The sequence below is a fragment of the Streptomyces sp. NPDC000880 genome (assembly GCF_053599675.1).
Genome location: NZ_JBSFMS010000037.1, coordinates 31,809 through 55,649 on the forward strand (window position 1 = coordinate 31,809; position 23,841 = coordinate 55,649).

Genomic DNA, 23,841 nt, shown 5'->3' on the forward strand with positions numbered 1-23,841 from the left:
TGATCACCCGCGTCAACAACCTTCAGGGATACGCCTGGGTCAGGGCCCAGTACCGGGAGGGGCCCTAGCGGTCGCAGCTGGTACGGCCCTGATACCAGTGGCACGCCACCGCCGCGAAGCCGCCGTTCGCGACCACCGGCACGGAAAGCGTCGCATCACCGCGCAGCATCCTGCCATCGCGCACCAGGCCGCCGGGGCCGTCCGTGACCGTCTCCACCAGCCACTTGCCGTGGCTGAAGCGCAGCGGGACCTCGGCGGTGTGGGCCTCGCCCGCGAAGGTGCCGCCGATGAACCAGCGTTCGCCGTCGCGCCGGGCCAGGACCGCGCTCTTGCCTGGGTCACCCGCCAGCAGCTTTGTCTCATCCCAGGCCGCCGGGATCTGCTCCAGGAAGCGCCGGGCATCGGGGCGTGCGTCGTACGACTCCGGCGTGCCCGCGAGATTCTGGATGCCGGACTCGTAGAGCACGGAGAGCCCCAACTCACCAGCGTCCGAAGCCGCGTTGGGACGCTCCGCGCGCTGGAAGGCGCCCGGCGTGTAGTCCATCCCACCGATGACATTGCGGGTGAAGGGGAGTGTCGCCAGGTGCTCCGGGGTATTGGTCCTCTTCTCCTCGCCGTTGACGCCCTCCATCGTCATGACCTGCGGCCACGTGCGGTGGATGCCCTTGGGGATCGTCGAGCCGTGGAAGTTGACGAGGAGGTGGTGCTCCGCGGTCCGGGCCAGGATCGCGTCGTACCAGCGGAAGGTCGCCTGCGCCTCGGAGTCCATGAAGTCGATCTTCACACCCTTGACGCCCCACTTCTCCAGCGTCGGCAGCCACTGCTCCCGCTCCTCGGGAGTGTCGAGGTCGCGGTGGTGGATCCAGACCTGGATGCCGACGCCATGCTCGCGGCCGTACCGCACGAGCTCCGGCATCCAGCTGTTCGTCTGCCAGTTGGGATCGGTGACATCCCACTGGTCCGGGTCGAAGTACCAGCCCGCGTCGACCACGGTGTACGGCCAGCCGCGCTGAGCCGCGTAGTCCACGTACGCCTTCTGCTTCTCCAGGCTCTGCCCAGCCGGCCTGCCCCCCGCGAGCCAGGTCCACAGCGCGGGCGCCGGCTTGATCCAGGAGGTGTCGCGAACCTTCGAGGCGGGGGCGATGTCGTCGACGAACGTGGATTCGGTGACGGTCGCCAGATCGCCGGTGATCACAGCACGCCAGGGGGTGGTGAGCGCCCCGTCGACCTGCACCTGCTCGTCCCAGAGCTTGACACGGTAGGTGGCCGATCCCGCGTCGTGCACGAGGTGCGCGCCCGAGTAGGTCCCGGTGAGGTCGGACTCCGCGACCAGCGCGTAGGCGTCACCGACCTTGAAGAGCGCCTGCATCATGTACTCGCCGGCGGGGGCGCCGGCCGCGTCGTACTGGGTGAACAGATTCTCGTTGTCCCTCCGGTACTTGCCGAGCCAGGCCGCCGAGCCTGCGGGCAGGGTGAAGGCGGAGGTCTCACCGAGCACATTGCCGGTGTCGACGGGCAGGACATAGCGGTACGCGACCCCGTCGCCGGAGACCCGCACGAGCAGATCGAGCCTGGCGCCCTCCGCGGTGCCGAAGCGGAAGCGCGCCTCAGCCATCCGGGCATGGCGGTTGCGGTCCTTGCCGACGGTGGTGCGGTACGACTCGGAGACCGTACGGTCGCTGTGCCCGAGAAGGCGCAGCCCGGTGGAGAGGTCAGCTCTTTCGGTGACGATCCCGACGGGAGAGGGCTCGATGACGGTCTGCCCGTCGTGGGTCACCTCCAGCGACGGGCTGCCGCTGGAGGGATCGAGTCTCAGTACGGCGCCGGGACCGTGCCCGGCATGCGCAGACGGGGCGGAGACCTTCCAGACGGCAGGCTCGGCGCGGGCCGGGAGCGCGGCGACGAGCACCGCGGTGAGCGCGAGACACAGCATCAACACCGTCGTACGGATACGGACATGGACCGCCATGCGGATCCACCCTTCCTCACACAGACATCGGATGAATGGGAGCGTGACGGTGATATGATGGCCTGTCAATGAATCTGACACGCAATTCATCGGGTGGCTGAGAGGTGGTTCAGCTGGACCACATGTCACGTGGGCCCGACCCTGCCCCGGCACGACCGGAGCCGACCCGGGCGGACGCCGGCGGGCGACCCGGACATCTCGGGAGGTCGGCATCGGCACGCTCTGCAACCGTGTCCCGTCCGGACCGCGGGCGCAAAGACGCGCCGGCCCGGCGGTAATCGCTGGGCCGGCACGTCGGTCCCGGTGAGCCAGCGCCCGACGGCCGCCAGCTCGGCCTCGTCGAGACCCTGCACTACCTGATCCATGCCGGCCAGCATCGGCGCTATCGCCTCGGCCAGGACGCGCCGATGTGCGGTGGTGGCGGTCAGGGTGAACCGCCGCCCGTCCGAACCGGGTCGCGGGCCCGGTCGACGTACCCGAGAGGGACCAGCCGGTCGACGATCTTCGTGATGGCGCGGTTGCTGAGACCCGTCTCGGCAACGAGCCGGGCGGGGTGTCCGTCCCGGTCCCGCTGCCACAGCCTCATCTCCAGTGCGGCCAGGACGAGTTCCGTGTGTTTGGCGGTTGCAGCGGACCAGCCGACGATGCGGCGGGAGAAGGTGTCGACGACGAAGGCGACGCAGATGGTGGTGGCCCAGGCCACTACGTGAGTGTAGTAGGCAACCCAGACCCACCCGATCCGCCCCGCCAGCTCTCCACGAACCACAGGGCGACGGCCGCGCTGCTGCCCGCCACCGGCCTGGCGCCAGCGGCGGGCAGTAGGCAACGCCGCCAGGGCCTCGGCCCGTTTGGGGTGGCCGGCCAACGCACCAGGCCGCCGAAGGTTGGACAGCCACTCTCCGCTGGTTGTCCGCAGCGCGGCAATCTCGTCCAACCCGCCCCGCCCTGGTACGTCAACGCAGTACTTGTCCGGCGGAACGAGCGAACCGGCGCCATCGCAGCCCGAGTACCCGGCGAAGATACCGTTGGGTCTTGGTCCCGCAATCGCGACCCAAGCCAGAGACGCAGCCCGGTGGCGCCGCCCAAGCAGTGCTTGGTGCAAAGCTGCACGCCGTGTGATCAGAGGATCAGGGGGCTGCGGGCAGGGCCGTCGGTGGTTTATGCATTTGCCAGCTTCTCAGCGCGCGGCGTGAGCTCTACACCCACCCCCGGCGTGCCGTCCGCGGCCGATCCGGCGAGCACATCGCGGCGGGTGGGCAAGGCGGGCTCCCTTCAGGTACCGATGCAGGTGCGGACCTGCGTGAGGTCGGGGACTCAAGGCCGGCGTCGGACGGAGTCCCGGCGACACCCGAGACTGGCGCTTGCGAGCACGACCGGCATCTCCTCGCCGGGCCGGACCACGACCGTGTCGCCGCGGTGCTGCGTCATATGCCGGTCGGCGTACGTTGTGCCGGAGATGGAGAACTTGATCGGTTCGCGGCCGCTGCGCAGTGTGGCCAGCGGTGCGTCGGCGGCGTCGAGCCAGCGGATGAGCTTGTGGCCGAGGCGTTGCACGACGGCCTTTTCCTTGGCCGCGCGGTCGTCGGTCTCGCCGATGTCGTCTGTCAGGTCGTACAGGCGCCAGCTGCGGCTCTCGTAGTCGTACAGCAGCTTCCACCGCCCGGAGCGGATCACCGACTGCGGGTGCTGGTCCCGGCCGCCCTCGATGAGGTAGCCGGGCAGGTGCCAGTAGAGGGCCTCGCGGTCGAGCTCTGCGGTGGAGTCGGCGTACAGACCGCTGAGGTCCTTTCCGTCGAGCCGTTGACGGTCCGGGACCGGTGCACCGGCGAGCGAGGCGAAGGTGGTGCCCGTCCGGCTCTATGCGGCTACCGAAGAGCACCCTGTACGGCTCCACGAGATCCATACCGCAGACGGCAGCAGGGTCGAGCACCGGAGCTTCTGCAGAGCCGAGGGACGGGAGATCCCGTATGAAGAGGTCGGGCGCGGCTTCGCGCTGCCGGACGGCCGCATGGTGCCGCTCACCGCGAGCCCCTGGCGCTGCTGCACCCCCGGCACGGAGTGCTCGCTCTGCAGACCCTGCGCTGGGAGGACGAGCTGCGTGACGAGTACGCGCACGCCCGGGAGCAGCTGGTCGCGGCAAAGGCCGGCGGCCGGGAGCCGGCCGAGCCTGCGCAGACCCCGCCGCCGGTGCACAGCGCCGTGCAACAGAAGGTGTCTGCTGCACGGCGCTGCTGCCCCGCGATGGGTCAGTCGGGCAGGGGAACACGGATGACGGGGTCGAAGGGGCGCTTGTTGAAGCCGGCGCGCACATTCCGGCAGTCCGGCGCCTTGCACATGAAGAATCCCTCGACGTTCTTCCGGCTCGTGCGCTCCTTGAGCCAGGCCTTCTCCAGGGCAGTGAGAGGACGATGCGGTTCGTCGGAGTCGCAGGTGTAGCAAAACATCGTGTTGCGTGGCACGACACCTCCTGAAACGGGCGGGCAGGCCAAGTCAGGAGCATATGGAGACATGTTGGGCGACGGACAGTAGGCAACCAGCCGTCTCCGGCTGCGCTTGTCCTGTGACAACGAACCCGGACCGTTTGCCGCCGAACTTTGCCCCGACCTTCGGAGGAGCGCCGCTGAGTCCGTGGCCCGGCATATGTTGCCCGGATGACGCATCACATGATCGCGGGACGGACCTTGGAAGCTGCCGCCTCAGATGCTCGCCAGGCCGTAAGGGAGTACGACAACGCCCGTGAGTGGCTGGGCAGAGCCGACGGGGCAGCGATCGGACCGTTGGCGGCTGAAGTCTGGGTCTTCGATACGGAGCTGACGCACGTCCTGCTGGTCAACCACCGCTGGCGAGGATGGGTCTCGCCCGGCGGACGGGTTGAAGCAGGCGAGACACCCCGCGAGGGGGCGTCCCGTGAGCTGTTCGAGGAGACAGGCATCAGAGTGGAACTCCTCGCGGCGCCGGCGGCCGTGACCGTTCGTTCCTACCGTCCCGGCTGGTCGGCCACGATGGGTGTGTCCTTCGCAGTAATCGTTGACCAGGCCACACCGCTCACCCCAGAACACGGTCAGCCTGCGGCTTGGCTGCCGCTGGGCGAGCAGTGGCAGGGGTACTTCCCCGAAGACCGACTCCGGATGAGGCAGTACGCCGCGTTGTTCGCGCGGAACCGGACGGGGACCTGAGCCGAGGACGGCACCGGTCCATCTCGCTGGCAATCGATCCAAGTTCGTTGTCACAGGACAGTTCTGAGAGCGCTCGATAACCTGGCGTCCTTGTCCCGTCTCTGTCGATCTGGCCCCTGTCTCAAGTGATCTGGTCCGATTCGCTCGTCGTCTCAGATGATCTGGTTCGCCGCGAGCGGTGGACAAAGGCGGTGGACAAAGATCGCGCGAGCGGCAGACTGGCCCCATGACCGCATCGGATCGCAAGGCTGACCTTCACTTTTACCTGCAGTCCGCCCGCGACGCCCTGCTGTGGAAGCTCGAAGGGCTCTCGGAGTACGACATCCGCCGCCCGCTGACGCCGACCGGCACTAACCTCCTGGGCCTGGTGAAACACGTGGCCAGCGTGGAGCTGGGCTACCTCGGCGACACCTTCGGACGGCCGTCCGGCGAGCCGTTGCCCTGGCTCGAAGACGGTGCTGAGCCCAACGCGGATATGTGGGCCACCGCGGACGAGTCACGCGAGCACATCGCGGAGCTTTACCGCCGGGCGTGGGCGCACGCGGACGCGACGATCGACGCGCTGGCGCTGCGTTCTGCAACGCCTCGCGGGCCGCATCCAGCTGCCCGGCCTGCGAGGCCAGGGTGTCCACGTCACCGGTAGCCACGGCGTCCTGGCTGGCAGCGATCACACCGAGCAGCAGGTGCAGCCCAGTCGCGGCGTGCGCGGCGGCCAACGGGATCGGCCCGACCTCGCGGTTCTGCGCCATCAACCTCAGCGGGGTGCCGGCCCGCAGGACCTGCCAGCGGATGAACTCCAGCCGCCGCACCGGATCGTCCAGCCCGGCCCCGGCGGCCTTGAGCTGTTCCTCCCACGCCGCGTGGTGAGCCTCCTCGTCCAGCTTTCACCCCGTCGGCCATCGCCGCCTCGGCCTGGACCACGCCGAGCAACGCGTTGACCATCCGCACCCGGTACGCATCCGGACCGCCGAGCCGGGCCGCCTCCTCGGCGTGCTCCTTCGCGGAGTTCTCCCCGCCGTACAACCCCAGCGCGGCCATCGCCGCAGCGACCTGCTCAACCGTGGCCGGAGCCTCGCCCCGTCCCATCTGCTCACTCATCCCCGCAGGCTATCGACGCCGCTCACCCCACGTCCGGCGAAGCCGACAACCCTCCCCGCATCGCGTACGGCACGTCTCCGGCGTACTCCGGCTACCTCATCAGGGGATCAAGATCATCTCATTGCCCCTTTGACGCGTATCTCGGAACCGGCGCATATCGCATCCGATGCGAACTGGTGTCATTTTGCGCTGTGTTGGGCGAGTGCTACTCAGGAAGCCGCTGATCAGCGGACGCGCGGCTCGCCGCGCGCCTGTGGGAACGGTAGCTGACGGGCCGGGCGCAAGTCGCGCCGCGTCACTCGATCGCATGACTGACCTGCCGTTTCACTCCGGGCTTCGCATCAGATGCGAGATTCTCGCGACGAATGCGATCTACGGAGCGTGACGTTTTGGCAAGGAAGAACGGGACAGCGCCAGGGGCCGCGCGGCTGCACCTGGCCGACGGGGTGCCGCTGCTGCGGCCGGACGAGCAGGTCTTCGAAGCAATGCTGGACGGCTGGCGCAACCAGCAGCTGGCCCGGAACCTCGCGCTGTCGACCATCAACGGCCGCGAGCGGAAGGTGCGGGCGTTCGCCGCGCACGCGGACGCCTTTCCCTGGACCTGGTCTTCGCACCTGGCGGACGAGTGGTTCGGCGACCTGCGGGCGGTCCGTGGCTGCGTACGCTCGACGCTGCGCGGCTACCAGGAGGCAGTGCGGCTGTTCTGCGATTACTCCACCGACCCCGCCTACGGCTGGGCGGCGGAGTGCGAGCGGCGGTTCGGCACCCATCCGGTGCAGGTCTGTCATCTGTGGAACACCGCCGTGCACGTGCAGGAGTGCGAGGCAGAGTCCCCGAAACGGGCCTTCACCCGGGATGAGTTGCAGGCGTTCTTCGATCATGCCGACGACCAGGTCGGCCGCGTGCGTGGACGCGGCCGCAAGGGCTGGCTGCCTGCTTTCCGCGACGCGATGCTGTTCAAGACTGCGTACGCCTACGGGCTGCGGCGCAACGAGACGCGGATGCTGGACACCGCAGACTTCGGTCGCAACCCCGAAGGCCCGGAGTTCGGTGAGTACGGCGTCTGTTACGTCCGCCACGGCAAGGCGAAGAAGGGGTCACCTCCCAAACGCCGCAGCGTGCTGACCGTGTGGGAGTGGTCAGCCGAGATCCTCGACCAGTGGTCGAGGGAAGTCCGGCCCGCCATGCGCCATGCGGACGGGCCCGCGCTGTGGCCGTCCGAGCGCGGACGGCGGGTCGGCCTGCAACGGCTGGACTCCCGCTTCGCCGCCTACCGCGACGACCTCGGGCTGGATCCGGCCCTGGACTTTCACTCACTGCGAAGGTCCTACATCACCCACCTGATCGAAGACGACTGGGACGCCCTATTTGTCCAGCAGCAAGCCGGCCACGACCATGCGAGCACGACCTCTATTTACACCTGTGTGTCCTCCGACTTCCGCACCCGCACCTTGAGGCGGGCCCTGGATGCCACGGTCGAAGCCGCCCTCAAGCCCGCGAAGAAAGGAGCCTGATGAAACGCCAGGTCAGCTACCAGTGGCGGCTGCGCGAGCGGATGGCCGCCGCTGGGATGTTCACCACCAGCGAGCTCGCCCCGCCGCTCGCCGAGCGGGGCATCAACCTCTCGCTCTCCCAGGTCCACCGGCTCGTCACTGGAACCCCAGAGCGGCTCTCCTTGCCGGTGCTGGCCGCGCTCTGCGACATCTTCGAGTGCACCCCGGCCGACCTGATCGCCACCACGGCCGAGAACGCCGCCGTCCGCCGGGTTGCCACTGGCGATGCGGTCGTCGACCTGTCGGCGGTCCGTCCCAAGCGCGCCCGGATCCGGCCCGAAGGATGAGCCGCACCCGTATCCGCGCCGAGGACCTGTTCTGCACCCGCTGTGGCCGGACCCTCCGGCCGGGGGCGAACCACTGGCCCGAGGGCTCCATCTGCCAAAGGTGCATGACCCGGGCCCTGGAGACCTACGGAACGTGTATGGGCTGCGGCGTCGAGCGGCTCACCCCCGGCCTCACGCCGGACGGCGGCAAACTCTGCACCGACTGCGCCGGCGGGCTCGGTGACTTCTTCTGCGAACGCTGCGGGCAGGAGGCCCGGCGCTACCGGCGCGGGATCTGTGGCCGATGCGTCCTGACCGAACGGCTCCACGATCTCCTCGATGACGGCACCGGCTCCGTCCGCACCGAACTCCTCCCGCTGTTCGACGCGCTGCGGCAGATGAAACGCCCCTGGGGCGGCATGACCTGGACCGGCCACCACCACGTCCAGCGCAACCTGCGGGCCCTGGCTTGCGACGAAGTCCCGCTCACCACGACGGACTGAGCCAGCTCACCCCCTGGCGTTCGGTCGCCTACCTACGCGACCTGCTCATGCAATCCGGCGTCCTGCCCCCGGCCGACCGGCAGCTGCTGCTCTTCCAGCGCTGGCTCGCGGAGAAGCTGCCCACCATCGGCGATGCCCAGCACCGGCGGCTGCTGGAACTGTTCGCCTCCTGGCACGTCCAGCACCGCCTGAACACCCTGGCCAGCCGCAGCCCGCTGACCAGTGACCAAATCCAGCAGGCACGAGACGAGATGCGCCTCGCGGCCGCCTTTCTTGCCCACCTCGCTCAGCGCGGGCACTCCCTCGCCGACTGCACCCAGGCCGACGTCGACACCTGGTACGCAGGCGGCTACACCGCCCGGCACCTCACCCATGCCTTCCTACGGTGGGCAATGCGCTCCAAGCACATGCTCGCCCTCACCGTCCCGCACCGCTCAACCAGCAACCCCGCTCCGATCGCCCAGCACCAGCGCCTCGCGCTGCTGCGGCAAGCCGTGAACCGCGAGGACGTCCCGCTCCAGGACCGCATCGCCGCCGCGCTTGTCCTCCTCTACGCGCAGCCGCTCACTCGGATCACCCGACTCACCACCGACGACGTCCTCCAGAAAGACGGCGAGATCCACGTCCGCCTCGGTGATCCCCCGGCGCCCGTCCCCGAGCCCTTCGCCTCGCTGCTGCTGGCCTACCTCGACCAGCGCCCAAACACCATGACTGCCACCAACCCCGAGACCCGCTGGCTGTTCCCCGGCCGCCGGGCCGGACAGCCCATGACTTCGGACACCCTCGAACTCCGATTCCGTCGCCTGGGCTTCCCCGCCCAGCGGGGACGCACCGCAGCCATCCGTCACCTCGTCCTCCAGGCCCCGCTCCCGTGATCACCCGCATGCTCGGCTACCACGACGACACCACCGCCCAACTCGCAGCCGAAGCCGGAGGAACCTGGCGCCACTATGCCCCCGGCGACCACACACGGTGACGACCTGGGGCCTGGCTGACGAATCCACGCGACCCATACTCGCCATCCGCGAGTCCGATCTGATCCGCCCCAGCGGGTCCTGTGGCGGTCAAGGCGTCAGCGGGCCAGCGAGAGCCGCTGCTCCCGCCGCGCTGTCTCCGGACCACGAGATCAACGCATCGTCAGCGGGCAGCCGGCCCCAGAGCATGAGCAGTAGCCGCTCCGCCGTTCCAGAGATCTCGGCCACAGGCTCGCCCGGACCGTAAGTCCAGGACTGGCCGGTGTCCGTGGCCCGCAGCCGGAGTGCATGGCGCGGCGGTTCGGCTCGTCCACGCGCAGTCTGACGCGGTGCCATCGTGTCGAAGACCTCCGCCACGCCGTCTGCCGCGAACTCCGGGCTGAAGGGGAGAGCATCTCCCAGGGCGTTCTGCGCGTCCCAGCGGTGGATCAGCATCTCCTGAGCGCGCCGCCGCTGCCAGAAGCCCACGGTGTGTGGCGGGTAGAAGGTCCACGCCTCGATGGCCGGATCAGTGTCCAGCACGGCCAGCAACTCGTCTACCGAAGCGTTGAACCAACCCCGCACCTCGGCGTCCACCCGCGGTGCGGGCGGCGCCTCGTAGTCGCCGCGCTTGTCGGTGACCGCCGCGGCGGCCCAGCGGTTGCCCCGGCCCATGTGCTCGGCGAGGTCGCGCAGCGTCCAGTCCCCACAATGGAGGACGGGCAAACTCAGGTTGTGCCCAAGGCAGGCGCTGAATGCAGCGGACTCCTGGCGCAGCAGTTGGAGGTAGGGAAGCGAAGCCATGGCACGGACCCTACCCATCCTCAGCCCGTGGTCCCGCGCTCACCCCGCCGATGCCCTCGCCCCCCACCGGATCACCCGCGGAGGGCCCTGGCCACTGAGCTCCTAGCAGTCACACACAGTGACGACAGGCTCCGCTCACGCAGAGGAATACGCGACAGCCGATTACGCGAGGTCGCCAGTTTCACACCCTAGTGGAGCAGGCCCTGGGGCCGCGTCGGCCGTCCGGCTGGGTGCTGGCGAAGACCGGCGGCCGCGGGCCCGGCCCGGGCGTCGTCCACGCCGTCGACTGTGAAGAGGCCCCGGCCGGGGCGCCGGTGCTGAGCCTGGAGAAGGCCCTGGACGCGGCGCAGCACCCCGGGACCCGGCTGTGCGCGCTGTGCGGCGCGGCGGCCGAGCTCGATCCGGTACTGAGGGGCTTCGACAGCGGCTTCGGTGAGGATTAAGGCTCGGAGGGTCCCTCGGGGCCGGGGTCGCGTGCCGGGATTTCGCTCCTGCAGTCCATGCACGTGACGGTGTCGGGGAGCGTCGTGAAGCGGATGCCGGAGACGCCGTAGGAGCCGTCGATGCGGTAGCTCCCGCAGACCGGGCAGGGCGTGGCCTGGACGTCCTTCTCGCAGCGCAGACACCGGCCGTGCTTCACGCTGTCGTCGCCCGGCTTGACCACAGTGTCGGCGCTTCCGCACCGCGGGCAGTGCATCTCGTTCTGGTCCACGTTCGTCCTCAACTTCCGGTGGGCAGAGGGACATGGAGCCAGGTCCCGGCCGATCTCGCTTGCACGGGGTTTCCCTGCGGGATGGACTGCGTGCGGTCAGCTGACTCGGTGGCTCCCTCGGACGTAAGATCCGCAGACCGCGAACGAGGGGGTGCCGGGATGCACCGAGTGGAGCTCTCCGACAAGCTGCCGCAGTGCTCGCGCTGCCGTGGCGATCTGATCACCAGCATCGTGATGCCGCAGGACGACGTTGAGGGACGGCCGATTCACATGGAGTTGTGCGCGGCCTGCGACGCGGACAAGCCCGCCGTCGGCGCGCTGCTGCGGTGGTTCGCCGAAGGCGGCGGGCGGGACGTCGCGCGCGCTGGGGAAGGCGCACGGCCGCTGCTGGAGTTGACGAGGAAGGCATGGCTGAGCACGGCTGGTTCTTCCAGGATTCGCCCGCCGAAGGCCCGTAGGCGGGGCGCACTGGAGCGGACCGGCTTCGGGCTCTTCGGCCTGCGGCCTCACGCAGGGTTGCGTGACGCGATCAGCCGGTTGGTCAGTTCGACCGTGGCGAGGTACCACCAGAAGATCCAGTCGAGGAACGCTTCGTCGTACTCGCCGCGCTGGTCGGCCCGGCGGTGGCGCAGGTCGAAGCGGTTGGCGATCTCGAAGAGGGCGCCCTCGTCGGGCTTCCCGGCTTCTTCCCTGATCAGAGCGCGCCGTTCCTCGAGGATGCGCGCAAGGTTGAAGATCGCCGATCTCTTGCTTTCGGTCGACGTGTCACGTCCTCGGAAGAGCGCGATGGCGTGGCGAATGCTGGCGGTGGTGTCGGGGGTGCTGTCGTTGAGGGCGCGATGCACCAGCTGGCTTCGGGCGTCGTCGGTGACGGCGACCAGGCGCCCGAGGTCCTCGCCCTCCGCGGCGAGCTCGTACTCGATGCCGGCCTCGCGAGCAGCTCGTTGACCTTCCACCGGTACAGGATGCGGGCCGGGCCGTTGTGGAACTCCGAGTGGTGCCAGCCGCAGCCGCCGAAGTTGTGGGGCCATCGCGTTCGGGGGCGGCTGACCAGGTCGTGGAGTACCTCGATGAGGCCGTAAAAAGTGTCCTCGTCCCACGTCTCCGGGGCCAGGGGCCACAGGCCGGGATGCCCAGGCGGCGTTCGATTACCTCGGAGGCGTCGGGCAGGGCGTCGTGGTCGTCGACGCAGTACTCGCCGAACACCTCGGCCAGGTAGCCGTTGCCGGCGAACTCGCCGATGAGCCGCGCGAAGTCCTGTCGGGCGTCTCGTGCGGTGCGGCCGTCCGGGGAAAGTCCGCTGCCGTACCGCTGCGGCCAGTACGGCCGCGGCGCAGCCGCGTGCCGGAGCTCGGATGCTCGCCTGATGAGCTCCTCGAACCAGTCGCACTGATCCCGGCCTGATGGGCGGTGCCCCAGCGGCTGGCAGTGGTTGTCCAGGGATCGGCTGCCGGATCCTTGTGGCTGGGTATCTCTTCGAAGTCCGCGACGGCTGTGGTGCCGGCGATAGCTTCGGTCAGGAGCCACTTCGCGCGCTCCTCCCAGGAGGAGCCGGTGGTGCGGAGGATGCGCTCGCCCTCGGCCACGAACAGCGGCGTGGGCCAGAGGAGTTCGTAGTTGCTCAAGTCCAGACTCACGGCGTCGTCATCACCTATCGGTGACCCGCTCCGGGCCTGGTCGTTGGACATGGCATCGCGTGCATGAACTCCGTCCCCCGCGGATACGCGAGTGAGGCCCGAACCGTCTGTGCCGAAGCACGCTACTTGTCACCGGCAGGGGTGACTGAACTGCGCTTCTGGGGCGGCAAAGCACCGTAGTTGTCACCGTATCGGCAGGCTACTTGGCACCAGCAGCCCGGACAGCAGGGTTGTGTCACCGAGCGCAGCCGCCTCTGATCGGCTTCGCTTGAAGACTTGCCCATGTACGGTCGGCCGCTCCGTATCCGCTGAGTCGGCTTTGCTATGGAGAGGTGATGGGGACGGTGATGGTGAGGTGGCCGTCATGGTCTGGTTGAGGGGTATCGAGAGCGTTCATACGGGTGGCCAGGTGGAGGATCACGCGGCTGGTGAGTGATCCGTCCGGCGTGGCTGTGCCTTCTGGAGGCAGGCGGGTTTCGTCCGCACTCGGTGGGGTGCTGCCGAAGTAGCGGGCCATGTCCATGTTGACGACCCAACAGGCCAACGAGACCTTGACCTGTCCAGGCGCCGTCAGACGTGCCCGAACGTGCGCACACATGTTGAAGTCGTCTCCGCGGAAGGTAACCGTCGGGGAGGGCTCCTGGCCGTCAGAGCACTGTTGCATCAGCTCGCGTACGGCCGGTTCCACAACGGCCCGCGCCATGGGTTCTGTGTAGACCATCTGATCCCCTCGTCAAGCACGGAAGTATCCCAGGCGAGGCCCTCAACGGCTATGTCTATCGCGAACGACGGGCGGACGCTTCCAGTCTTGGTGACAACAAGCCTGCCTTCGTGACACCTATTGTGCTTTGGCTCAACACGTGTGACTGAGCGGGATAGTTGGCCACTCTGAGCATCCCAGTTGGCCACAGCTCCTGGGCGGCTCTGTGGGCCCCGACGAACGGGCTCTTCAACCCCCGCTGCCGGCCGCCGGGGGCCGTCGGTGTGAGCTGCCCGGCTCTGTAGCACGGAGACAGGCGCGGGCTCCCCGCTCGTATGGTGAAAGGACATGGCGGCGGCGTCGAGGGCGGTATAGACGTGACGGAACCGGAGATCGACTACACGGCGGTGTTCCGGGCCCTTCCCGGGGCGGCGGCGCTGCTGACCCCGCAGCTGGTCTACGTGGATGTCAGTGACGGGTTCTTGCGCTTGCTGGGCCGCACCCGCGAGTACGTGGTCGGCCGCTGCCTGTCCGACGGCTTCCCCGACTCGGCCGCAACCTTCAGGCGTCACTGCGCCGCGTGGCGGAAACCGGTGAGTGCGACGCCATGGATCTGCAGACCAACGTGGAGGACCCCGACCGGCCTGGGGTGTGGCACGAGCGGTACGGGAGCATGATCAACGCCCCCGTCTTCGGTCCGGACGGGCGCGTGGCGCTGCTGCTGCACCGGGTGGAGGAGGTCACCGAACTCATCCGCACCCGTGAAGTCGCACTGAGACTGCAAGAGGCGATGCTGCCCGCTCCCCGCAAGGTCGGGCGTCACAAGGCGGCTGTACGCTACCGGCCCGCCATCAGCGCGCTGGACGTGTGCGGCGACTGGTACGACCTCGTCGACCGGCCAGGCGACCGCATCGCGATCGCCGTCGGGGGCGACGTTGTCGGCCACGGCCTGCCCGCGGCCTGCATCATGGGACAACTGCGCAGCGCGCTCAGCGCCGCCTCCCGCGTTCGTCCAAGGCCCCGCCCAGGCCCTGGAAGTCCTCGGGCTGTACGCCCGCTCCATCGACGGCGCCGAGAACACCACAGCGGCCAACACGTTCATCGACTGGGACACCCACACCATCACGTACAGCAGCGCCGGCCACCCCCCACCCGTCCTCCTGCGGATCGACGGCACCGTCAAGTTCCTGGACCAGGCCACCGACCCCCCACTGGGCGCCCGCCCCGAACACGCCACCAGGCTCCAGGCCACCGAGCCATTCACCGAGGGCGCCGTCCTCGTGCTGTACACCGACGGCCTGATCGAACGCCGCCGCGAAGACATCGACACCGGCCTCGCGCGGCTCGCCGACTCCCTGACCCGCCACCAGGCAGCCGCCCCCGAAACCCTCGCCGACGCCCTGCTGGCCGACCTGCTCCCGCCCGGCGGCGCCACCGACGACACCGCCCTGGTCATCGTGCGCCTATGACCCCGCCGCCACGTCCGCAGTAGCCCGCTCAGTCAAATGCGACTTTTCCAGATAGACGGTTCCAGGGCTCCCGGCTGATCTGCACTGATCGGCCGGTCTGGTCGGCCTGGTTGACATCAGAAGATCGGTGTTGTTGACACCTCCCTCGGCAACCAGCGACCTGAGTAAGGTGGTCCCACCTCTTCTGAATCTCTGGGAAGTCTCCATGCCTCGCCGATCACCGGGCGAGATCCGGGCACAACTGCCCCTCCGCATCAATCGCGGCAACCGAGTCGTCATCCGAGGTCTCTCCGCTTTTTCGAACCGCCGGATCGCCCAGTTCGAGAGGAAGAACGGACTCCAGGCAGGCGACGTGGCCCACGCCTACCGTTCCTGGAACCAAGCCCTGCGACGAGTCGGGCCACATCAAGAGCTCTCCTACGGTTACGGCACAACGGGCTGGCGCGACATGCACGCTCGGACCCTGCTCGAAGCGGCCCTCCAGAGCCTGAGCGCGAAGGCCCGGCGCGAGCTCCGCGAAGCCATTGAGCCCCTGGACGCATGTTTCCTCGCGCATACCGTCAATGAGCCCTTCGCGTCACCACACCTGCCCTGGTGGCACCGTCGGAGCCTCGTATGACCTCGGTGTCAACCGTCGCGACCAGATGTCGTCTATCTCGAAAAGTCGCATCAGACCACATCGAGCTGAGCACAGGACTGGCCAACTCGAGCCCTCACTGGCCAGGGAGGGATGTCTGACCTCACCGGCCCTCACCGTGGGGCCTGACCTGCGATGACGCGGCTCATCACACCTGGTAACGCAATAGTTGGCGCAACGGCTGTTGCAAGAGCTGTCGCAACGGCTGTCGCCACTGCGGTGGTCGGCCCGCGCGGGCTTCGTTCACCCTGCGCACATAGTGCAGGTCAATGCGCATTCCGTCCCCCGCGGATACGCGAGTGAGGCCCGAACCGTCGCGGTGTGATCGGGTGCCGTAGTTGGCCCGTGCGGCCAAGTAGGTGCTCAGTGCGGGAAGTCGGGTCACTGAGTTCAGAGACTTGATCGCTGGAGATCCGTCGGCGTGAACAAGCCCCGGCGGGCAACGACCCGGTGTTCTTCGGCCACTCACGGACGACCAGCCCGTGGCGTTGCCGACCGAAGATGCCCTGCGACACTTGATCAGCCAGTCGTACTACGCCGTCGGGACAGTGACCGGGACGGCCGGACACGCGACCGGACCTACTTCACAGCCGTGACAATGCCGTGCTCGACGGCTCGCCGGTCGACGCGGCTCTCGCCGGAGCCGCCAGGGGCGCGGCCAGGCAGGGGATAGGCCGCGTCACGGCTGCGATTCACGCTGTTGAGGGTCTGGCGCGGCCACACCACGCCGTTTCCTCTTTACCGGGGCGCGTGGTCAGGCTGGTGTGGCGACGTGCGCGGCTACGAGAGCCCGAGCGGCAGCTTTCGCGGCGTCAACGACACTGCGGTCCTGCAGCAGACGGCCCGACGCCAGTGCCCCGTCGATCAGCAGGCCGATGTGGTCGGCCAGTGCCTCCGGGGCGTCGGCCTCGGCCTCACGGGCGAGTTGGGTGAGCCAATCCTGGCGGTGTCGATGGTGCGCGCGCGTGGCGGCATCCGCCTGGGAGCCGGGTTCCGCCTCGACAGCCGCGCTGATGAACGGGCACCCGAAGAAGCCGTCGCGGTCGAAGGAAGCAAGGAGCGCGTCGAACAGCCCCACCATCCGTTCGGCTGGAGTCGTCCCGGCGGCCTCGGCGGCGTCCCGCAGGTGCCGCATCCACGAGTCGTCCGTCCGCCGCAGGTAGGCCGCGATCAGGTCATCCTTGGTGTGAAAATGCGCATAAAGCGTGGACTTGGCCGTACCGGACTTTGCGATGACCTGGTCGACGCCCACGCCGCGCAGGCCGTGCCGATGGAAGAGGTCGGCTGCTGCATCCAGGATCCTCTGCTCACTCTTCGTCTTGCGTACCCGTGTCGCCATAACGGACAGACTAGTCCGTTCGATTTGCGTGCCCAGCTTTGCCAACCTTAATCGTACGGACTAGTCTGTCTGATTAAGCGCTCATGGAGAGAAAGAGGTAAAGCATGCGTGCCATGGTGTTGGAGAAGTTCGGCGGTCCCCTCATCCCGCGGGAGCTGCCCAAGCCCGTCCCTGAAGCCGGACAGGTCCTGGTCCGGATCTATGCCAGCGGCGTCAACCCGCTCGACACGAAGATCACGGCCGGCCTGGCCGGCCACGCCCGCAGCCAGCTGCCCGCTGTGCTCGGCATGGACCTGGCGGGCGTCGTCGAGGAGGTCGGCCCAGGCGTCCATAACTTCCGGGCAGGCGACGAGGTGTACGGGCTGACCGGCGGCGTCGGGGCCCTGCAGGGGTCGCTCGCCCAGTTCGCCGCTGTGGACGCGCGACTCCTGGCCCTCAAGCCGGTCTCACTCGGCATGCGCGAGGCCGCCGCGCTTCCCCTGGCCGTGATCACCGCGTGGGAGGGACTGGTCGACCGCGCCCAGGTCCGCGCCGGCCAGCACGTCCTGGTCCACGGCGGGGCCGGCGGGGTGGGCAGCGTCGCGATCCAGATCGCCACGGCCCGTGGCGCGTACGTCTACGCGACCGTGTCCCCTGCCCGAGCATCTGTTGTGGAACAGCTCGGCGCCACGGCGATCGACCGCACCAGCTGCACCGTGGAGGAGTACGTGGCCAAGCACACCAGCGGCGAAGGGTTCGACGTCGTCTACGACACCGTGGGGGGCCCTGTCCTCGACGCCTCGTTCGCTGCCGCCCGGACCTATACCGGACACGTCGTCAGCGCGCTCGGCTTTGGCACCCACAGCATCGCGCCGCTCTCCTTCCGCGGCGCCACCTACTCGGGTGTCTTCACGCTGCTGCCGATGCTGAGCGGACGTGGACGCGAGCACCACGGCGAGATCCTGCGGAGCGCGACGCGGCTCGCCGAGGGGGGCAAGCTGCGCCCTCTGGTCGACCCGCGCCGCTACACGCTCGACACCGTCGCCCAGGCGCACGCCGAAATCGAGCGGGGCACCTCGTCCGGCAAGATCATCGTCGACATCGACGCGTGAAGCAGCCGGCGCGGTGAGGCACGACGACGCCGCATCCCGCCAGACGGGCGCGGTAGAAGTCCTGCACCCCGTGCTTCGCAGGCGGTGGAGCCACGGTGAAGCCATGCCGTGGTCGGCCCTCCGCACGACCCGTCATCGCGCCACTCCCGCGTGATCATGGACCAGCACTGCCAGTTCGCATGAGGGTGTCGCGGCCACCCTGCAGGCACCCACCGGCCGCGTCCCCGTCGAAAGCGGTGTACCTCAACGGCTCAGGGGGGTGCGCGTCGGGCCACGCCCTGCCCGAGACGCGCTGGGGGCCGGGTCACGGCAACGTGATCCGGCTACCCGACCACACGCGGTTCGGGCCTCACTGCTGTTCGGGACCTACAGGTCGAAGTCGATGTGCTCCACGTCGGTGAAGCGCACCTCCTCCAGGCTGCCCGCGCGGCGGCCGCCGTCCTGGAAGTACACGTCCTTGAGGGCTTCGGCGGCGATTTCCTGGAGCCGCTGGTCGCTGGCTCCCTGCTCCTGGGCGTCGAAGAGGCGGGCGGCGTACTGCGGCGGCAGGGCCACGGTGAGGTGGCGGATCCGGTCCTGGTCGGTGGTACCGATCGGAGCGGTGTAGCCGAGCCGGGCGCGGGTGTCGATGACGATGCCCCCTGTGGTGGCCGCCGTCTTCTTGGCCTTCGTCCGGATCTGCGGCTGCCACCGGGCCTTCACCTCGGTCTCCAGGCGGGCGGCGAGGTCCGGGCGGGGCTTTTTGATCTGGTCCTTCACGGACCGCTCGACGGTGCGCTGGGAGATCCGCAGCATCTGGGCGACGGCTTTCGTGCCCTTGTACTGCTTGACCAGGTACCGCATCTGGGCGCCGGCTGACTTCGGGATGGGGCGGGTGAACGCTCGCTGCACCGCCTTGTCGAGGCCGTCCCCGAACATGCTCATCGCGGTCTACTCCCCGTCGTCCTTGTTGGTGACGTTGCCGTCCTTGATGTAGCGGGCGAGGTTGAGCTCGGGGCCGTACTGCTCCCGCACGCCCTCGCCCCACAGCACGCTCTGGGTGCCCTCGTGCTTGACCATCCCGGGGCTCACACCGAGCCTCCAGCCGCCCGGCAGCGGCTTGCCGTCCCGGTACGGCACGAAGTCCAGCGGCGTGGTCCCGTCGACGGCGTACACGGCGCAGTCCGAGAGGATCGCGACCGGGTACTGGCCCGTCGCCAGCGCGTGCTTGAGCAGCTTGCGGTGCATGTTGATCCGCGTGCGGGAGATGACGGCGGCGCGGATGTCGGGCCGCCACGTCGGCCGGGACAGGGCCCGCCACGGTTCGCCGGAGCGCCAGCCTTCGCCGCGGGGGCGCTCGCGGAGCTTGCCGATGCCGCCCTTCACGGTGGCCTTGACCGCGGAGAGCACGATCGCCAGCTGCGGGTCCACCTGCTTGTGGCCGTCCATCGCCGCGAGGAAGTCCTCCGGCGACAGGTCGCCGGTGACGCCCAGGTCGGCCATCGTCGCCACGTACGCGTCGCGCAGCCGGTTGTACCAGCCGTCCAGGAACCGGCCGTTCTCGTACCGGACGTACGCCTCGGTCGGCGCGACGTCGTAGCCGAGCTCCACCGCATAGGCGACGGTCGGCGTCGCGTACCAGGCCAGGCCCTCGGGCCTCTCGCCCTTCGGCGTGAACGGACTGGGCAGCAGCTCCCCTTCGAGCTGCTTCCACTCCTTGCCGACCAGCACGCGGGACAGGTGGACGTGGGAGAGGTCGACCAGCCAGGAGCCGGGCAGCTTCGGGTCGAACGCAGGGTTCTTGACGTGCGTCGGCGCACCCAGGCCGACGATCGTGCCGTTCGCTCCGGCCGCGAACGCCATGTTCACGTCGATGCCCACCAGGTGCGACTTGAGGCACTCCGCGTCGGTGAGCGGGCGCGCCCAGTCGTACGCCTCCTCCACCAAAACCTCGTCCGGGCCCCGCTTGTGGAACCGCGGCAGATCCGCGAGCAGCGGGTGCCCGTCCGGGGCCTCGCACGGCGCGCACTCCACCGGGTGCGCGCCCAGGGAGCCCGGGTTGTGCTCGCTGCGGCGCTTGCCGTTCTCGTCCGGCTCGGACGCGCGGGTCGGCGGGTGCAGGGCGGTCATGAGCTCCAGGCCGGTCACGGCGGTGGAGCCGCGCGGCGTCATGACCCGGGTCGCGAAGGTGCCCAGGAGACGGGCGAGTTCCGCCGGCGGAAGCTGACCCGCCTCGCCCCAGTGCCGGTTGTCGAGCGCGTCCCAGCCCGGGATGCACAGCTGCACGCACATCCGCTCCGAGCCCTTGGCCGGACGGTAGATCCTCGCCCACGGCCCGAACCCGCGCTTGGTGAGCTGCCAGTTGGCCCGCGCGAGCTGCTTGATGACCTTGTGGCCCTCCGGCAGCCGCCCGGACAGGCGCTCTTCCTCGGTGAAGTGGAGCGGCAGGCCGTAGCGCTCGCACGCGGCCTCAGTGAGCACGATCAGCGGGTCGGCGTCCTTGCCCGGCCCGGACAGCTTCGACTGCCCGAGCTTCGCCTCGGACAGGGTCCAGTCGACCAGGGCCGGGATGGACTTCGCGGGCACGTCCAGGACCAGGCCGCCGACACAGTACGCGAACACCTTCCCGTCCTCGACGTCCACGACCGCCAACGGGCCGTTCTCGAAGCGCAGGTCGAAGGCGGCCGTGGCCGTTGCGGGCTTCGCCGCGGCCTTCTTCGCGCCCGGACGCCGCGACGTCGACGACGGCCTGGTCGTGGCCGCCGGACGGGACGGGACGGTGGTGGGGCGCTGCTGGTTGTGCTGTTCAGTAGTCACGGCCGCAGCATCTGAGGCCGGGCCTGTGGACAGAGTCTGCGGTTTTGCGGACTCGGTCTCGCGCGGCGCGGGCGCGGCGGGACCGGTGAACGTCTCGGGCACCACCGCGTCCTGCTCGGACACCGCGGCCGCCGGGGCGGGGTAGAGCTCCACAATCGATCGTGGAAGCCCGAGCCCGGCTCGGCGCCATCGCCCGCGAGGTCAGCGCCACCCGTGAGCCGGTCGCCATCACCGACCACGGGCAGACCATCGCGATACTGGTCAGCCCTGCCGATGCCCTCGAACTGCAGGAGATGCGGGCCCTGGCCGCCTACCGCGCGCGCCAGGCCCGGGGAGAGCACGCTGGCGTCCCGCACGAAGAGGCGTACCGCCGCGTCTTCGGCGGAGATGAGGCGTGAGCTACGAGGTCATCTGGGAGCCCGAGGCCCTCGCCCAGGCGGAGCGGTTCGCCAAGGACGACCCGCAGGGAGTCCGGCAGGTGTTCACCGCCGTCGATCGCATCGCCGACGAACCCCGGCCCGAGGGCGCGTTCGGCAGCACCGACGTGCTGCGGATCCACGGATCAGCGACCAGCAGGTCCGCATCAGCGTGCTCCACCTCGGCCGCCTGCGCTGAGCATTGCCGAAGGGGTGGCCTCTGCGTGAGGCCACCCCCTTCGGCAATGCTTGGTCAGCCGCGCTGGATCCTCTTCAAGTCGTCCAGCGTGATTGTGGGCGGCTGCCTTGCTCGACACCCACGCCAGGATCTGCGGATCTGGGCGCGCGTCGTGCCGACGGACACCGGCGGCGGCGGTGTCCTTGCCGTCGGAGTCAACGAGGTGGTGGATGTACCGGGCCAGGTTCGTGCTGTTCACCCATCCCGCGAAGAACACCGCAACGAGCAGCGACGCCGCCACCAACCGGCCGACCAGGCAACCCCCACCAGCCAGCCGATGCCTTGACTCCCACATCGCACCTCTGCCGGTATCGCACTGGGCGTAGCGCTGCACGTCACGCGGAACGCCGCAGATGTCGGTTTGCATACGCCCCCGGCGTTCGGTGATCACGCTTGCTCGAACATGCGAGGCTGGATCCGCGAGGCCCGTTCTGGGGATCACACGTCGGCGGCGGCCCCGGTGGCAAGGAAAATCACTCGGTTGGCGACATTCACGGCGTGGTCGGCGAAGCGCTCGTAGTACCGGTTGAGCAAGGTCAGGTCCACGGCGGCTTCCACGCCGTGAGGCCAGGCGCCGTCAGCCATGTGGTGGAACGTGTTGCGGTGGATCTCGTCCATGGCATCGTCGTCGAAACGCAGTTCCGTCGCGGCCTGGGGGTCCCTGGTCTCCAGGACCTGTCGCATCTTGGTCGCCATCTGCTTGCGACCCCGGCCCATCTCCTCGATGGCCGGCCGCAGCACAGCGGGGACAGAAGCGCCGGGATACCGCGTCCGGGAAATCTCGGCCACGTGGCAGGCCAGGTCCCCCATCCGCTCCAGGTCGGCCGAGATGCGCAGGGCGGCCACGAGCGTGCGCAGGTCGGTGGCGACCGGCTGCTGACGGGCCAGAACGGACATCACACGGGCTTCGAGGTCATCACGGGTCGCATCGATCACAGCATCCTGGCTGATCACTTCTTCGGCAGCACCGAGGTCACCGCCGACCACCGCAGTCGTCGCGCGGCCCATCGCGTCGGTCACCAACACCGCCAGCTGCACCAACTGGACGTGTACGGCGTCAAGTTCCTCGTGGTAACGATCCCGCATGAGCTTCCCCCGATTATCCAGCAGCCAGCAGTGCCCCGACCAGCCATAATCCAGGATCCCACCATGACAAACCAGGATGCCGGCACCCGCAGCATCCATCACTGATCATTAACGGCGGGACGGATGACACTTGAGGCGCTCGCGGCCGTTACGGTGAGCTCTCGAACGTGGCGGCGCTCTCACCAGGGATGATTCGTTACTGCCCGCGTCGTGGTCAGCACACCGCGAGGTTGGGGCCAGGACTTTTCAGCGCGGGATCGTCGGTCAGGCGCGGGCCCCCGCCGCGGCGAGGGCTTCTACGCGGGTGCGGTACTGCCTCAGACGGATGATCTTGCCATCACGGAAGATCACGAGTGTGGCGCTCGCGGCCTCCACCGGCCGGGCGCTCTCACGGCAGTGAACACCAGAGACAACCAAGGCACCGCCGATATCGTCTATACGAATCACCCCGGTGGTTCGACCCTGCTCATGTCGCTGTCTCAGCAGGGTGAGGTCCTCCTGCCGGTTGCGGCAGTCTCCGGAGCCGGGATCGCATCCAACAAGCTCGACGTCCGGCGCGAGAGCCCGTGCGAAAGCGTCGAAGTCGCCGCTGCTCCAAGCGACGAAAACATCACTGACGGCCATGGCAACACCTCCGACAATGGGCTGCGAGCGTCCTGCTCCTAGAAACCCCACCACGCCATCACCTCAGCAGCCAGCCGGCCGACAGGTGCACGGCGTGACCGTCCGGAGGTGTCGGCGGTGGTCGACTGGTGATCCGCTTTCGGGGCGGTGATCGCTGCCACCTGGAGGTGCACACAGAGGGCGTGCACCTTGGGGCAGCAGCCAGCGTTAGTCGCACCGCTGCGCCTGACCACTGCTCCAAGGGGCGCGGTGCCCCTGGAGCAGTACCTGACGGACTACACCCTGTAGCTCGGTGTCGCAGGCGACCGGGCGGTCCAGGCCGCCGACGGCAGCCGCGGCGACCCGGCACTTGGTCCTGCGGATCGACATACACCTCGCCCACCGGCCCTTGGACTGCCACCGGAGGTGACCCCCACCGGATCTGCGACCTGTTCGCCTCTCCGTCAGCGCAGCCCTGCGCTACACCTCCACCGTCGACCACCCGGGCATCACCTCCGGCGCCCCGTGCAGCCCAGGCCGACGGACCCAGATCCGAAAGCGGGCGGCCCGGGCCGCCGGCAGGTGGCCACGGCGGCGCTTGAACCGCCGCCGTGGTTCTGGAAGTCAGCCGTAGGAGAGGTCGGAGCAGAGGTCGTGGTCGGCGGAGCGTGCCTGGCCGCTGACTGCTGTGGGCAGGGGCGCGGGTGCGGCCGGGGCGGTGGATGCAGTGGGGGTGGTGGCGTAGTCCTGGCCGGTGACGAGGTTGAGCTGGGCGCCGGGGAGGGATTGGAGTTC

General features: G+C 68.9%; 19 protein-coding genes and 9 pseudogenes. 13 read left to right on the forward strand and 15 right to left on the reverse strand.

The genetic code is table 11. From position 1 onward, the window contains the following. Window positions 1-64 precede the first annotated feature (64 nt). From ACWDO5_RS15165 to ACWDO5_RS15175, 3 genes and pseudogenes are all read right to left on the reverse strand, one after another. A complete protein-coding gene (locus tag ACWDO5_RS15165) occupies window positions 65-1,969 on the reverse strand; it encodes a glycoside hydrolase family 97 catalytic domain-containing protein (protein ID WP_450530734.1) in 1,905 nt (634 codons plus the stop codon). Window positions 1,970-2,393: 424 nt separating this feature from the next. Further along, window positions 2,394-2,672 carry a hypothetical protein gene (locus tag ACWDO5_RS15170; protein WP_450530735.1) on the reverse strand — a complete coding sequence of 93 codons (279 nt, stop codon included), beginning with the start codon at window positions 2,670-2,672 and terminating at the stop codon, window positions 2,394-2,396. A 611-nt stretch (window positions 2,673-3,283) separates the two neighbouring features. Continuing rightward, a pseudogene (locus ACWDO5_RS15175) lies at window positions 3,284-3,802 on the reverse strand (hypothetical protein); the annotation flags it as partial. A gap of 10 nt (window positions 3,803-3,812) precedes the next feature. Here ACWDO5_RS15175 and ACWDO5_RS15180 point away from each other — a divergent pair. After that, entirely contained in the window at window positions 3,813-4,241 is a 429-nt protein-coding gene (locus tag ACWDO5_RS15180; protein WP_450530736.1) for a Ku protein, read from the forward strand. Here the strand turns inward: ACWDO5_RS15180 and ACWDO5_RS15185 are convergent. Next, window positions 4,216-4,413, reverse strand: coding sequence for a hypothetical protein (locus ACWDO5_RS15185; protein ID WP_450530752.1), 198 nt, complete (start codon window positions 4,411-4,413; stop codon window positions 4,216-4,218). The two genes, ACWDO5_RS15180 and ACWDO5_RS15185, sit on opposite strands and share 26 nt — an antisense overlap. 207 nt (window positions 4,414-4,620) lie before the next feature. Between ACWDO5_RS15185 and ACWDO5_RS15190 the strand changes: the two genes are divergently transcribed. Then, window positions 4,621-5,145 carry an NUDIX hydrolase gene (locus ACWDO5_RS15190; protein ID WP_450530738.1) on the forward strand — a complete coding sequence of 175 codons (525 nt, stop codon included), beginning with the start codon at window positions 4,621-4,623 and terminating at the stop codon, window positions 5,143-5,145. A gap of 226 nt (window positions 5,146-5,371) precedes the next feature. Continuing rightward, window positions 5,372-5,716 (forward strand): annotated as a pseudogene (locus tag ACWDO5_RS15195) (DinB family protein); the annotation flags it as partial. Window positions 5,717-5,771: 55 nt separating this feature from the next. On the opposite strand, the pseudogene ACWDO5_RS15200 reads toward ACWDO5_RS15195, so the two are convergent. Both ACWDO5_RS15200 and ACWDO5_RS15205 read right to left on the reverse strand, forming a co-directional pair. Further along, window positions 5,772-6,026, reverse strand: a pseudogene (locus ACWDO5_RS15200) (DUF6245 family protein); the annotation flags it as partial. A 13-nt stretch (window positions 6,027-6,039) separates the two neighbouring features. Beyond that, window positions 6,040-6,243 (reverse strand): annotated as a pseudogene (locus tag ACWDO5_RS15205) (DUF6245 family protein); the annotation flags it as partial. 389 nt (window positions 6,244-6,632) lie between these two features. Here ACWDO5_RS15205 and ACWDO5_RS15210 point away from each other — a divergent pair. The 4 genes from ACWDO5_RS15210 to ACWDO5_RS15225 are packed head-to-tail and all read left to right on the forward strand — an operon-like array spanning window position 6,633 to window position 9,440. Next, window positions 6,633-7,757: a tyrosine-type recombinase/integrase gene (locus tag ACWDO5_RS15210; protein ID WP_450530739.1), complete on the forward strand. Its 1,125-nt coding sequence runs from the start codon at window positions 6,633-6,635 to the stop codon at window positions 7,755-7,757. After that, window positions 7,757-8,083, forward strand: coding sequence for a helix-turn-helix domain-containing protein (locus ACWDO5_RS15215; protein ID WP_450530740.1), 327 nt, complete (start codon window positions 7,757-7,759; stop codon window positions 8,081-8,083). Before ACWDO5_RS15210 ends, ACWDO5_RS15215 begins: the two co-directional genes overlap by 1 nt. Next, on the forward strand, window positions 8,080-8,565 hold the full coding sequence (locus ACWDO5_RS15220; protein WP_450530741.1) for a hypothetical protein: 486 nt from the start codon (window positions 8,080-8,082) through the stop codon (window positions 8,563-8,565). Before ACWDO5_RS15215 ends, ACWDO5_RS15220 begins: the two co-directional genes overlap by 4 nt. Continuing rightward, complete coding sequence (locus ACWDO5_RS15225) at window positions 8,532-9,440, forward strand: hypothetical protein (protein WP_450530742.1); 909 nt, start codon at window positions 8,532-8,534, stop codon at window positions 9,438-9,440. The genes ACWDO5_RS15220 and ACWDO5_RS15225 overlap by 34 nt, the downstream gene beginning before the upstream one ends. A 189-nt stretch (window positions 9,441-9,629) precedes the next feature. Here the strand turns inward: ACWDO5_RS15225 and ACWDO5_RS15230 are convergent, their stop codons facing one another. Beyond that, window positions 9,630-10,322, reverse strand: a complete 693-nt coding sequence (locus ACWDO5_RS15230) for a maleylpyruvate isomerase family mycothiol-dependent enzyme (RefSeq protein ID WP_450530743.1) — start codon at window positions 10,320-10,322, stop codon at window positions 9,630-9,632. 185 nt (window positions 10,323-10,507) lie between these two features. Between ACWDO5_RS15230 and ACWDO5_RS15235 the strand changes: the two are divergent. Then, window positions 10,508-10,765: pseudogene (locus tag ACWDO5_RS15235) on the forward strand (DUF6233 domain-containing protein); the annotation flags it as partial. On the opposite strand, the gene ACWDO5_RS15240 reads toward ACWDO5_RS15235, so the two are convergent. Next, on the reverse strand, window positions 10,762-11,034 hold the full coding sequence (locus tag ACWDO5_RS15240; protein ID WP_450530744.1) for a hypothetical protein: 273 nt from the start codon (window positions 11,032-11,034) through the stop codon (window positions 10,762-10,764). The pseudogene ACWDO5_RS15235 and the gene ACWDO5_RS15240 sit on opposite strands and share 4 nt — an antisense overlap. A 159-nt stretch (window positions 11,035-11,193) precedes the next feature. Here ACWDO5_RS15240 and ACWDO5_RS15245 point away from each other — a divergent pair. Beyond that, window positions 11,194-11,379: pseudogene (locus tag ACWDO5_RS15245) on the forward strand (DUF6300 family protein); the annotation flags it as partial. A gap of 161 nt (window positions 11,380-11,540) precedes the next feature. On the opposite strand, the pseudogene ACWDO5_RS15250 reads toward ACWDO5_RS15245, so the two are convergent. Then, window positions 11,541-12,671 (reverse strand): annotated as a pseudogene (locus ACWDO5_RS15250) (hypothetical protein). Between the two features lie 1,077 nt (window positions 12,672-13,748). Between ACWDO5_RS15250 and ACWDO5_RS15255 the strand changes: the two are divergent. Further along, window positions 13,749-14,840 (forward strand): annotated as a pseudogene (locus ACWDO5_RS15255) (PP2C family protein-serine/threonine phosphatase). A gap of 1,391 nt (window positions 14,841-16,231) precedes the next feature. Here ACWDO5_RS15255 and ACWDO5_RS15260 read toward each other — a convergent pair. Next, window positions 16,232-16,816: a TetR/AcrR family transcriptional regulator gene (locus tag ACWDO5_RS15260; RefSeq protein ID WP_450530745.1), complete on the reverse strand. Its 585-nt coding sequence runs from the start codon at window positions 16,814-16,816 to the stop codon at window positions 16,232-16,234. A gap of 104 nt (window positions 16,817-16,920) precedes the next feature. Here ACWDO5_RS15260 and ACWDO5_RS15265 point away from each other — a divergent pair, with 104 nt between their 5' ends. After that, window positions 16,921-17,907, forward strand: coding sequence for a zinc-dependent alcohol dehydrogenase family protein (locus ACWDO5_RS15265; protein ID WP_450530746.1), 987 nt, complete (start codon window positions 16,921-16,923; stop codon window positions 17,905-17,907). 366 nt (window positions 17,908-18,273) lie between these two features. On the opposite strand, the gene tpg is transcribed toward ACWDO5_RS15265, so the two are convergent. Further along, window positions 18,274-18,831 (reverse strand): telomere-protecting terminal protein Tpg, encoded by a 558-nt coding sequence (tpg, locus tag ACWDO5_RS15270; protein ID WP_450530747.1) that lies wholly within the window; start codon window positions 18,829-18,831, stop codon window positions 18,274-18,276. Window positions 18,832-18,837: 6 nt separating this feature from the next. Beyond that, window positions 18,838-20,904: pseudogene (gene tap, locus ACWDO5_RS15275) on the reverse strand (telomere-associated protein Tap); the annotation flags it as partial. Here tap and ACWDO5_RS15280 point away from each other — a divergent pair. Both ACWDO5_RS15280 and ACWDO5_RS15285 read left to right on the forward strand, forming a co-directional pair. Continuing rightward, the gene (locus ACWDO5_RS15280) at window positions 20,865-21,101 is read left to right on the forward strand and encodes a type II toxin-antitoxin system prevent-host-death family antitoxin (RefSeq protein WP_450530748.1); all 237 of its coding nucleotides are present in this window, start codon (window positions 20,865-20,867) and stop codon (window positions 21,099-21,101) included. The pseudogene tap and the gene ACWDO5_RS15280 sit on opposite strands and share 40 nt — an antisense overlap. Then, on the forward strand, window positions 21,098-21,643 hold the full coding sequence (locus ACWDO5_RS15285; protein WP_450530749.1) for a hypothetical protein: 546 nt from the start codon (window positions 21,098-21,100) through the stop codon (window positions 21,641-21,643). The genes ACWDO5_RS15280 and ACWDO5_RS15285 overlap by 4 nt, the downstream gene beginning before the upstream one ends. A 152-nt stretch (window positions 21,644-21,795) precedes the next feature. Here the strand turns inward: ACWDO5_RS15285 and phoU are convergent, their stop codons facing one another. From phoU to ACWDO5_RS15300, 3 genes are all read right to left on the reverse strand, one after another. Next, complete coding sequence (gene phoU, locus ACWDO5_RS15290) at window positions 21,796-22,443, reverse strand: phosphate signaling complex protein PhoU (RefSeq protein ID WP_450530753.1); 648 nt, start codon at window positions 22,441-22,443, stop codon at window positions 21,796-21,798. 264 nt (window positions 22,444-22,707) lie between these two features. Further along, window positions 22,708-23,067 (reverse strand): nuclear transport factor 2 family protein, encoded by a 360-nt coding sequence (locus ACWDO5_RS15295; RefSeq protein ID WP_450530750.1) that lies wholly within the window; start codon window positions 23,065-23,067, stop codon window positions 22,708-22,710. 207 nt (window positions 23,068-23,274) lie between these two features. Next, window positions 23,275-23,436, reverse strand: coding sequence for a hypothetical protein (locus ACWDO5_RS15300; RefSeq protein WP_450530751.1), 162 nt, complete (start codon window positions 23,434-23,436; stop codon window positions 23,275-23,277). Window positions 23,437-23,841 lie beyond the last annotated feature (405 nt).

Coding starts and splice junctions, on each gene's coding strand:
- ACWDO5_RS15165 (WP_450530734.1), bottom strand. CDS start 1,969: ATGGCGGTCCATGTCCGTATCCGTACGACGGTGTTGATGCTGTGTCTC.
- ACWDO5_RS15185 (WP_450530752.1), bottom strand. CDS start 4,413: ATGTTTTGCTACACCTGCGACTCCGACGAACCGCATCGTCCTCTCACT.
- ACWDO5_RS15190 (WP_450530738.1), top strand. CDS start 4,621: ATGACGCATCACATGATCGCGGGACGGACCTTGGAAGCTGCCGCCTCA.
- ACWDO5_RS15215 (WP_450530740.1), top strand. CDS start 7,757: ATGAAACGCCAGGTCAGCTACCAGTGGCGGCTGCGCGAGCGGATGGCC.
- ACWDO5_RS15220 (WP_450530741.1), top strand. CDS start 8,080: ATGAGCCGCACCCGTATCCGCGCCGAGGACCTGTTCTGCACCCGCTGT.
- ACWDO5_RS15230 (WP_450530743.1), bottom strand. CDS start 10,322: ATGGCTTCGCTTCCCTACCTCCAACTGCTGCGCCAGGAGTCCGCTGCA.
- ACWDO5_RS15260 (WP_450530745.1), bottom strand. CDS start 16,816: ATGGCGACACGGGTACGCAAGACGAAGAGTGAGCAGAGGATCCTGGAT.
- ACWDO5_RS15265 (WP_450530746.1), top strand. CDS start 16,921: ATGCGTGCCATGGTGTTGGAGAAGTTCGGCGGTCCCCTCATCCCGCGG.
- tpg (WP_450530747.1), bottom strand. CDS start 18,831: ATGAGCATGTTCGGGGACGGCCTCGACAAGGCGGTGCAGCGAGCGTTC.
- phoU (WP_450530753.1), bottom strand. CDS start 22,443: ATGCGGGATCGTTACCACGAGGAACTTGACGCCGTACACGTCCAGTTG.
- ACWDO5_RS15295 (WP_450530750.1), bottom strand. CDS start 23,067: ATGGCCGTCAGTGATGTTTTCGTCGCTTGGAGCAGCGGCGACTTCGAC.
- ACWDO5_RS15300 (WP_450530751.1), bottom strand. CDS start 23,436: ATGTCGATCCGCAGGACCAAGTGCCGGGTCGCCGCGGCTGCCGTCGGC.